At 38.0% G+C, this 10,704-nt stretch carries 3 protein-coding genes; 1 reads left to right on the forward strand and 2 read right to left on the reverse strand.

The annotated features are described in order from the left end of the window. Both lysS and ACOVO2_RS19255 read right to left on the reverse strand, forming a co-directional pair. The coding region (lysS, locus tag ACOVO2_RS19250; RefSeq protein WP_421771537.1) for a lysine--tRNA ligase at positions 1 to 1,529 on the reverse strand (1,529 nt) is incomplete at its 3' end. A 168-nt stretch (positions 1,530 to 1,697) separates the two neighbouring features. After that, positions 1,698 to 8,261 carry a PAS domain S-box protein gene (locus tag ACOVO2_RS19255; RefSeq protein WP_421771538.1) on the reverse strand — a complete coding sequence of 2,188 codons (6,564 nt, stop codon included), beginning with the start codon at positions 8,259 to 8,261 and terminating at the stop codon, positions 1,698 to 1,700. Between the two features lie 539 nt (positions 8,262 to 8,800). Here ACOVO2_RS19255 and rpoB point away from each other — a divergent pair. Further along, on the forward strand, positions 8,801 to 10,704 hold a 1,904-nt coding region (gene rpoB, locus ACOVO2_RS19260; protein WP_421771539.1), incomplete at its 3' end, for a DNA-directed RNA polymerase subunit beta.

Raw genomic sequence — 10,704 nt, forward strand, 5'->3', positions numbered from 1 at the left:
TAATCAGCTTCTTGCGAGAGTTCTTGTTTTTTCTCTGGTCGCATTTGCGGGAAGAAAAGCACCTCTTGAATACTTACGTTATCGGTCAACATCATCGTGAGACGGTCGATACCGATACCGATACCTGCCGTTGGTGGCATTCCGTATTCGAGCGAGCGAATGAAATCTTCGTCCATTGCCATTGCTTCCTCATCGCCACGCTCAGCCAATTTGAGTTGTTCTTCAAAACGCTCACGTTGGTCGATTGGGTCGTTTAGCTCAGAGTACGCATTAGCCACCTCTTTTCCATTCACAAACAATTCAAAACGCTCAACCAAACCTGGTTTTGAGCGGTGTTTCTTTGTTAGTGGCGACATCTCGACTGGATAATCAATGATAAACGTCGGCTGGATAAGGTTTGCTTCTACTTTTTCGCCAAAAATTTCGTCAATCAATTTGGCTTTGCCCATTGTGTCGTCAATTTCCATTCCCCACTGGCGGCAATAAGCACGGGTTTCTTCTTCGCTCAAATCGGCTAAGTTTACACCTGTATATTTTTCGATGGCTTCCAAGATACTCAAGCGAGCAAATGGACCAGCAAAATTCAATTCGTTTTCGCCTAATTTGAAAGTCGTTGAACCATGAACGGCCATTGCTACTTTCTCGAAAATCTCTTCCGTAATTCCCATCATCCATTCGTAGTCTTTATAGGCCACGTAGAATTCGAGCGAAGTAAATTCTGGGTTATGTGTGCGGTCCATTCCTTCGTTGCGGAACATTTTCCCGAACTCATAAACACCATCAAAACCACCCACAATGAGGCGTTTGAGGTAAAGTTCGTTGGCGATACGCATATACAAAGGCATATCGAGCGTATTGTGGTGCGTAGCAAATGGGCGTGCCGCTGCTCCACCATGAATAGGCTGTAAGATTGGTGTTTCTACTTCGAGCCAGCCTTTTTCATCAAACATTTTACGCATCGTGCTGATGATTTTTGCACGTTTGATGAAAACATCTTTTACGTGCGGATTCACGATGAGGTCAACGTAGCGTTGGCGGTAGCGTTGCTCTGGGTCAGAGAAAGCATCATAGACTTTGCCATCAACTTCTTTCACTACTGGAAGCGGGCGAAGCGATTTATTAAGAATCTTAAATTCGGTAACGTGAATCGAAGTTTCGCCAGTTTGAGTGGTAAAAACATAGCCTTTTACACCAATAATATCGCCAATATCAAGCAATTTCTTGAAAACTGTGTTATAGAGTGTTTTGTCTTCACCTGGGCAGAGGTCGTCACGACGGAAGTATAATTGGATACGGCCCGTTGAATCTTGCAATTCGGCAAAAGACGCACTTCCCATGATACGAAACGACATCAAACGACCAGCGATTGATACGTTTTTATAATCGAGTTTATTGTTTTCGTAGTTTTTCTCAATATCGGCGGCCGTTACGTTTACTTCAAATAAATCGGCAGGATATGGGTCAATGCCCATTGCCATTAGGTCTTGTCTTTTCTGACGGCGTAATAATTCTTGTTCGCTAAGTGCCATTTATATTAATGTATAATGATTAATGTTTAGTGCTCAATGGAAGTTTCCTGCAAGCAATAAACCCCTATTTTTTGCAAAATTAAGCAATCAATGTGAAGAATGACACATGATTGCTAAGCTATTTCTTTATCGAAAGCTTATAAGCTAACTTCTGAATATGGTTTTTGTTTAATTTTCTGGGAATCGGATTTCGATGACTGTACCAACCTCATCGTTCGGACTGGCAGGGTTTTCGATACGATCTTTGATTGAAAACACAATGTTGGCATCATTGATTTTATTGTAAGTCGTTAGGCGTTCGGTCGTGATTTTTAGTCCTTGCGATTTATAACCTTTGCTTGATTTTCCTTGAATTTTTTCGGCATTTCTTCGACCCACACCATCATCTTCGATTTTACAAATCAGATAGCCTAATTCCTTGTAGAATCTGATACTCAAAAGTCCCTTTTGGTGTTTGTATCTGAGGCCATGATTGATCGCATTTTCGATGAAAGGCTGTAAAATCATTGTTGGAATTTCGATATATTTATTTACAGAGGGATCAACAATTATTTCAAAGTCAAACTTACTTTCAAACCTAATTTTCTCTAATTCGATGTAAAGTGTGAGGAGTTTGATCTCTTCGGCCAATGGGATGAACTTACTACGTGAAGAATCAAGGAACAAGCGAATCAATCGTGAGAATTTTGATAAGTACATGTTAGCCGTAAGCGTGTCTTGATTCATTACGTAGCTTTGAATCGAGTTGAGGGCATTAAACACAAAATGTGGGTTCATTTGCATTTGCAGGGCTCTTAGTTCTAACTCCGCTCTTGCACGGTTTGCCTCATCGGCCACCTCTTGGGCTTCTCTCAGTGCTTCTTCGGCGATTTTTTTCTCGGTAATATCGGTCGTGATACCCATAATCATGTATGGTTCATCTTTTTCATTTTTCACCATTTTGGCTGCATTCTCAAGCCATTTGATATTTCCATGAGTATCTAATATTCGATACACACCATAGCCTGTTCCTAAAGTTAGTACGTCTTGTTGTACTTTTTCTCCTATGGCTTTGTCTTCATCAACAATAGCATTTTTCCACAAATCAAAATTTCTTTTCCATTCTTTTGAGGTTTTTCCATAAACCTTTTCAAATGATTTACTCACTAACAACAGCCTATAGTCTGGTACACTGATTGCCCACACCACCTCATCTAAGGAATTTAATATGCTACTTAATTTGCGTTCGCTTTCTCTGAGTCGTTCTTCGGCTTTTTTACGCTCAGTTATATCTCTTACAACGCTAATAAATCTAAATACGGTGTCGTCTTTGTAAATGATCGTAACGGTATCTTCTCGCCAAACGTAGTGCCCGTTTTTATGCAGCGTACGATATTGATGTGTAAATGTAATGTGCCGTGAACTGACAGCTTCGCTCACAACACGAACAAAAACTTCGACATCATCAGGATGCACTAAAGCTAGGAGGTTTCCTTTACTATGTTCTACACTTTCGAGGAAAGTATACCCAAACATTTTCTGAAAAGAAGGGGAAGTGTAGACAATAAGGGTGTTTTCGATAACAAAAATACCATCTGAAGTATTTTCTGCAATAAAACGGAACCTTTCTTCGCTCTCCTTTAGTAAACTTTCTGCTTTTTTTCGTTCAGAAATATCAATCACAACTTCTATTTGCTGAATAAGATTCCCATCATCGTCTTTGATAGCCGTATTCAGCACTTCAATCCATTTTTGATTTTTCTTGAAAGTATCAACTTCTAATTCAAGGCTAAAATTATACCCATTTATTACGTCTATTTCATTTTGAATATCCTTATTACGTGGATTAAATAAATCTCTCGGACGTTTTCCAATTATCTGCGACAACTCAACTTCCATCATATCCAAATAGCTTTGATTTGCCCATAATATTCGCCCTTCGATATCAGCAATTAGCACCCCATTAGTAATTCTTTCGGCTACTAGCGACAGTTGTTTTACTTCACTTTGAATTATTTTTCGCTCAGTAATATCCGAGCATACACCCGAAATTCTGATTAATTCGCCCGCTTCATTTCTGATTCCGAAAGATTTCTGGTATATCCATTTCTCACTACCATCTTCGGTTTTGATTCTATATTCTACTTCGGAAGAGTTTTGATTTTTAATTTGTTCATCAATCACCAAATTTATATTGTGGTCTTCTTCAAAAAGATAATCACGTACAAATGTATTTTGCTCATAAAAATAGCTCTGCTCCGCACCCAATACTTTTTTACAAGATGGACTCACATATATATATTTTTGATTGATAACATCGAAAAGTAAAAATACATCTTCGATGGTTTCGTTGAGTTGACGGAAATTGCCTTCACTTTCGCTGATAATAATCTCATTATTGATGCGTTCAATCGCATTGGCGATGTTGGTAGCCAACGAAAGCAAAATATTGATTTTATCTTCTGACCAGATTTGTTCATGCGTACAATCATCAAAACCAATGAATCCATAGAACTTATCTTTAATCATGATTGGCAACAAAAGCACCGACAAAATTTCTTGCTTTATCCAACGGCCAATAATTGTGGGATTTTCTACTTCACTTAATGTTTTCTGAAAAATTTTATTCTGACGCAGTGGTTCGGTATAAAAAGAAATATCATCGAATGATAGATTATGGGTGTCGAGATTATTTATCTGTGAGCTTATACCCGGACGCACCCATTCAACTTTTTGACTAATCAGATTAGTTTTGAAATCATGCTCAAAGTAATATACTCTGTCGGTTTCGATTGACTCACCAACTAGTTTGAAGGTTTCGTTGAGTGTTTCCTCGATATTCTTACTAACCAAGAGTTTTTCGGTTGTTTTGGCAATAGCGGCCAACATTTCACTTTTATACAGTAATTCTCGTTGGTTTTCGAGTAATTGAGCTTCCGCTTTTTTTCTTTCGGTAATATCAATTTGAATCGTAGCAAAAGCAATGGCTTTTTTAGAGAGGGGGTCTCTTATTAAGAAGATCGTCGCATCGGTATATCTAATTTCTTTGGTTTTGATATTGATTAAATCATGCTCACCTTGCCACATTCCATGCTTTATAACCTGTGGAATGATAACTGTATTGAGCAAGATTCCGCCTTGTTCGGAATGGCAGTCTTTTGCAGTTAGCCCAAAAAAATCATCTCCCATACCAGAAATTTGCTTGCCTTTTTCGTTCAAGAAAATTAGATTTCCGTGCAAATCCGACATAGCAATAAAAGCACCCGAATATTTCACAAGATTTACAAATTTATCTTGCTCCACCTGAATAGCTAATAATTGAGTTTGAGTATTTTTTAGCTCTTCATAACTCTGAACAAGAGCCATTTCGGCATGCTTTCGTTCGGTAATATTCGAAATAATACCATCGAGCATTAATCGTTTTTCAATCTCATCAAAATACCACCTCCCTTTTTCGTTTACCCAAATTACTTCATTTGCTTTATTAATTATTCGATATTCTATAGTATATTCTTGGTTTATATCTTCTGAACCTTCATTGACATACACTCTATCATCCGGATGAATGATATCGGCATAACTTAATTTTTTATTTAAAATAAAATCTTCGGCAGGATACCCCGTGAGTTGTTCGATGGCATCACTTATAAAAATCATTGTCCAGTTTTCATCATTCAAGCAACGAAACGTAACACTCGAAATATTGGAGATTAGGGTTCTGTATTGCTGCTCTTTGTCTTTAATTATCTTAACAAGCTTCACTTGCTCATCAATATCTTGAAAAGTTCCGTAAAGCCTTTTACACCTACCGTTGCTATATTCGGCTTGGCCTAAGGCTCTGACCCAACGTTCATTTCCTTTGAAAGTAATGATCTGTACTTCAATATCAAACGGAATTCCTTTCTTGAAACATTCATTGAAAGAATCAAATACTAGCTGTCGATCTTCACCCTCCCTAAAGAAAGTTAAGGCACTGTCAAGATTCAAATCAAATTCTGGCGGAGCTTCTAGGGTTGCCTTGTTTATATCAGAAAAGAAAACTGTCTGATTTAAGACGTCAATTTCCCAGCCTCCAACTTTTGCGACAAGGCTTGTTTGTTCTAAAAGTATTTTGGTTCTTTTGAGTTCATTTTCTGCCTTTAAGCGTTTATCGGCTTCGATTCCGAGCGAAATAAAATCTGCTATCGAACGAGCGAAAGCTATATCATCATCTGACCAATATTTACATTCGTGTAGTTGTTCCCAACAAATTATCCCGATTAGCTCACCGCCTATATAAATGGGTAGATCAAGCAGTGATTTGATGTCCGTAACTTTCAAGTATACTTCCGTAAGCTCTTGAGTATATTTATGGGTGTAAGCATCGTTGGCGATGATTGCCACTTCACTTCTTAATCCTTGAAAATATATCGGAAATTCTGCTTCATAAATTGGCCCGGTGATAGTATGGGTTTGAGAATCTTTGAGGAATAAATCCAGACAAGAAATATGATTTCCCTCAAAAATCCACAAACTCACACGCCCAACACCTATACCCTCTGCGGCGGCTTCGGTTATTGTATGTAGTCCATTTTTCCAGAAATTACCCTCCTCAAGATGCGTTTTGGACAAACGAATCAGAATATCATTTTGCAAAAGCACTCGTTCTTGTCGGAGCTGATTGGCAATTTCTTGTTTTTTACGCTCACTAACATCTCTTGCCGTAATCAAACGCATAACCAAATATCCCCTTGAATCATAGATTAGCGTGACCGAGTCTTCTCTCCATAAATACTCACCATTTTTGTGTAAAAAACGCACAATATAGGTAATTTTGGGAGTTTTATTCTTGATCGCCTTGCGGTACAGATTCCTTAAGAACTCATGGTCATCCGGATGGAAAAACTCGTAAATATCACGTTCGGCAATCAGAATTGCTTCCTCAGTAGAATAGCCAAACTGGCGTTCGTGAGCGGATGATAAATACGAAACTTTGTTGTCCTCTAAAACAATCACCACATCCGATATATTCTCGCTGATATACCTAAACTTCTCTTCGCTTTGCTTGAGAGCGTTTTGGGATTGAATTTGCACATCGATATCTTGTACAATTCCATAAACTCTACGACATACACCATCACTAAACTCGGCGTTCCCTTTGGCTCTCACCCAACGTTTATTTCCGAGAGCTGTCGTAATTTGAACTTCAAGATCATAAGCTACCCCCTGTTCAATACATTTACTGATAGCTTTTAGAAGTAATTCCTTAGAATTTTTCTCATCAAAATAACCAATTATTTGCTCAAAATCAGATTCTCTGCCATCAAAAACTTCAAAGATTTCTTTAGTAATTTTTGAAGAATAAACTTTTTTATCAATCAAATTATATTCCCAACCACCTACTCTTGCCACACGATTGGTTTGCTCAAGTATTTCTTTGGTTCGTTTAAGTTCGAGTTCTGCTTTTTTATTATCAGTAATATTTCGTGCAATACAAATAATTTCTGCAAGGTTACCGGCATCATCGGTAAGTGGCGAAATAACCACACTAAACCATTGACGACCAACCTCTGATTGTAAACTATACTCCGCCGTTGATTTTTTGTGAGTAGCAATTGTTTTATCCATTGCTGCCTTGATGGCATTGAGGGCATCATCGGGGAAACCAATCTGGTTGATATTTTTTCCCAAAAACATAGAGGGCGGAATCAATAATTCCTCGTTATTTTCATTCTGATAATACTCCGTAAAAACATAGTCTAAACTCAACACGAAAACCAAATCACCGATATTGGATAACAGGCTATTGAGGCGGTTATTAGTGGTTGTGAGTTGGGTTTCGGTTTTTTTTATATCAGTTACATCTCGCCCAACTTTCAGCACCAAGTCATTATTAAATACCTCTTCGTGCCAGTCGAGAAACTTATAACTACCATCTTTTATCTTTATTTTTTTTGTATTACCGACATCATTTTGCTCTAAGCCTAAGGTTCTTGCAATATCGCCTTCCCAGATTTTACCTATCCATTCTTCATCTGTGTATCCTAGAATTTGCTCAGCATTTTTACTGACAAATGTCACTACTCCCTCTGTGTTGACGCCTATGATTACCAGATTACCGCGATTCACAAATTTATAGGCAAAAAAGAGGTTTTCTTTGATACTAAGGTCAATGAAGTGAATTACATAGTTGATTACAAAGGCGATAAACGAACTATTGAAATAAATAACAAAATCTACTTTGCTAATAAATCCGCCCCCAAATAGTAGTAACAAACAAAAAACAATAGTAATAAAGTAGGTGTAGAAGTATTTAAATGTATAAAAAACATAATAGGAAATCATATTGACGAGGGTAAACTCGGCCAATGTTAGATAATCCATTTGTTCAAGATTGGCTATTTTAAATAAAATCGAGAGATTGTAAATGGCAAAAAAAGCAGCAAAAAGTCGGTGTAAATTCTTACGAAGAAAATCAAAATATCGACTAAAAAAAGCAACCCCCAAACAAAAAAGGCCTACTGCTAGATTAAAAATCAATTCGCTTTCTTTCCTAATTCCAAACAGTTCTACAACAAATTCACTAAAAGGGACAAAGACTCCGACACCCCAAAAGTATTGCACATAGCGATAATAATGCCTCGATAATTCTTCTACATTATTTATGTAGATATGTCGATACTTAGCGTAAGAGTTTTTCATCAGTAAAAACACCACTACTACAGCAATTATGACAATCGACACAAAAATTAAATATTGCAGAGCTTCGCTCATTGATTAAATAGTCTAAAATTGGAAAGCCTTAAATCTATCATGAACAAATATCATACTACTTTAACCTTCATCAAGTAATAAAATAGCTGTAATTTGATTTAAAACAGTAAGGCTTATTCGGTGAATAACAGATCTTCTTATATCGAAATTTAAAACTAAAATTTCAGAAAAGTCTAAAAGCCATATTTTATTTATTAATTTTTTATTCTTCTTTCAATATCAGCCCCTATTAATAAAAACACTACGAAAAATCCTAATAAAATCTTGTTTTTTTCGTTATCATTTCGTAATTTCGCACCCTATTTAAGATTACCCCGAAAAAATACGCTTTTCATTAGTAGAATTTTTGTCCGATACACGGCTGTTTTCGTAGGATAGTCGCACAGGGATAATCATTCGCTTCACTACGATATAAAAAAGTTTTTAGCATAAGTTTTGCTTCATTTCTCAATAATCTGTTGACTGACGACTATTGACTGTGGACTTTGTGCTTTAAACAACAAGTTAAAAATTTTATATCACTTAAAACTTTTCAAACCTTGAATCTGACAGAAACCGGTAGAAAAAGTTTCGCAACGGTAAAGCCGCTCATCGAATACCCAGACTTCTTGGATATTCAGGTAAAATCTTTCCAAGATTTTTTCCAGATTGAGACTCCAGCCGAAAATCGCAAAATGGAAGGGCTTTTCAATGTATTTGCCGAAAACTTCCCAATCGCCGACTCACGTGAAAACTACGTGTTGGAATTCGTCGATTACACCATCGACCCACCAAAATACTCAGTTGATGAGTGTATTGACCGTGGTCTTACTTACGCTGTGCCTTTAAAAGCAAAATTGCGTTTGATTTGTAATGATACCGACAACGAAGACTTCGAGACAATCGAGCAAGAAGTATTCCTCGGTAACATTCCATACATGAATGGTCGTGGCTCATTCGTTATCAACGGAGCTGAGCGTGTTATCGTATCACAATTACACCGTTCGCCAGGGGTGTTCTTCTCAATGAGCAAGCACACTAACGGAACGAAACTTTACTCAGCTCGTGTAATCCCGATGAAAGGTTCGTGGATTGAATTCTCGACTGACGTAAACAACGTAATGTATGCGTACATCGACCGTAAGAAAAAATTCCCAGTTACAACATTGCTTCGTGCAATCGGTTTTGGTTCTGATAAAGACATCCTTAACCTTTTCGGTTTGTCAGAAGAAATTCCTGGCACGCGTGAAGCCTTGAAAAAAGCAATCGGTCGTCGTCTTGCCGCACGTGTATTACGTACATGGACAGAAGACTTCGTAGATGAAGATACTGGTGAGGTTGTTTCTATCGACCGTAACGAGGTAATCTTAGAGCGTGACTCTATCATCTCTGACGATGACATTGACACTATCTTAAACACTGAGCAAAAATCAATCATTTTGCACCGTGAAGATGCCAACGTATCAGAATTTAACATTATCTATAATACGTTACAACGCGATAGCTCAAACTCTGAAAAAGAGGCCGTTGAGCAAATCTACCGTCAGTTACGTAACACCGAAGCACCTGACGAAGCAACAGCCCGTGAGATTATCCAAGGTTTGTTCTTCTCTGACAAACGTTATGATTTAGGAGAAGTAGGTCGCTACCGTGTAAATACAAAATTGAACCTCACTACACCACTCGAAACAGGTGTATTGACAACTCAAGATATCGTTGAAATCGTTAAGTTCCTCATCTCATTGATTAACTCAAAAGCAGTTGTCGATGATATTGACCACTTATCGAATCGTCGTGTACGTACCGTAGGAGAGCAACTTTACGCACAGTTTGGTGTAGGTTTGGCTCGTATGGCCCGTACAATCAAAGAACGTATGAACGTTCGTGATAACGAAGATTTCAAACCAGTTGATTTGATTAACGCTCGTACGCTTTCTTCAGTAATCAACTCATTCTTTGGTACCAACCAGCTATCACAGTTCATGGACCAAACCAACCCATTGGCCGAAATCACGCACAAGCGTCGTATGTCGGCACTCGGGCCAGGTGGATTGAGCCGTGAGCGTGCAGGTTTCGAGGTTCGTGACGTTCACTATACGCACTACGGTCGTTTGTGTACGATTGAAACGCCAGAGGGTCCAAACATCGGTTTGATTTCGTCGCTTTGTACGTATGCCAAAATTAACAGCATGGGCTTCATCGAAACCCCTTATGTTAAGATTGAAAACGGTAAATTAACCAAAGAATTGGTTTACTTAACTGCCGAAGAAGAAGACGGTAAAAATATTGCGATGGCAACTGCCGATGTTGATGCCGAAGGAAACTTCTTGGTTGATACATTGAAGTGTCGTTATGAAGGTGACTTCCCAATGAAGACTCCTGATTCAATCGACTACATGGATATTGCCTCAAATCAGATTGTATCAGTGGCCGCTTCAATGATTCCATTCATTGAGCATGATGA

It is taken from the genome of Emticicia sp. (assembly GCF_049241225.1).
In the GTDB taxonomy this organism is placed as follows: Bacteria; Bacteroidota; Bacteroidia; order Cytophagales; family Spirosomataceae; genus Emticicia.

Coding starts and splice junctions, on each gene's coding strand:
- ACOVO2_RS19255 (WP_421771538.1), bottom strand. CDS start 8,261: ATGAGCGAAGCTCTGCAATATTTAATTTTTGTGTCGATTGTCATAATT.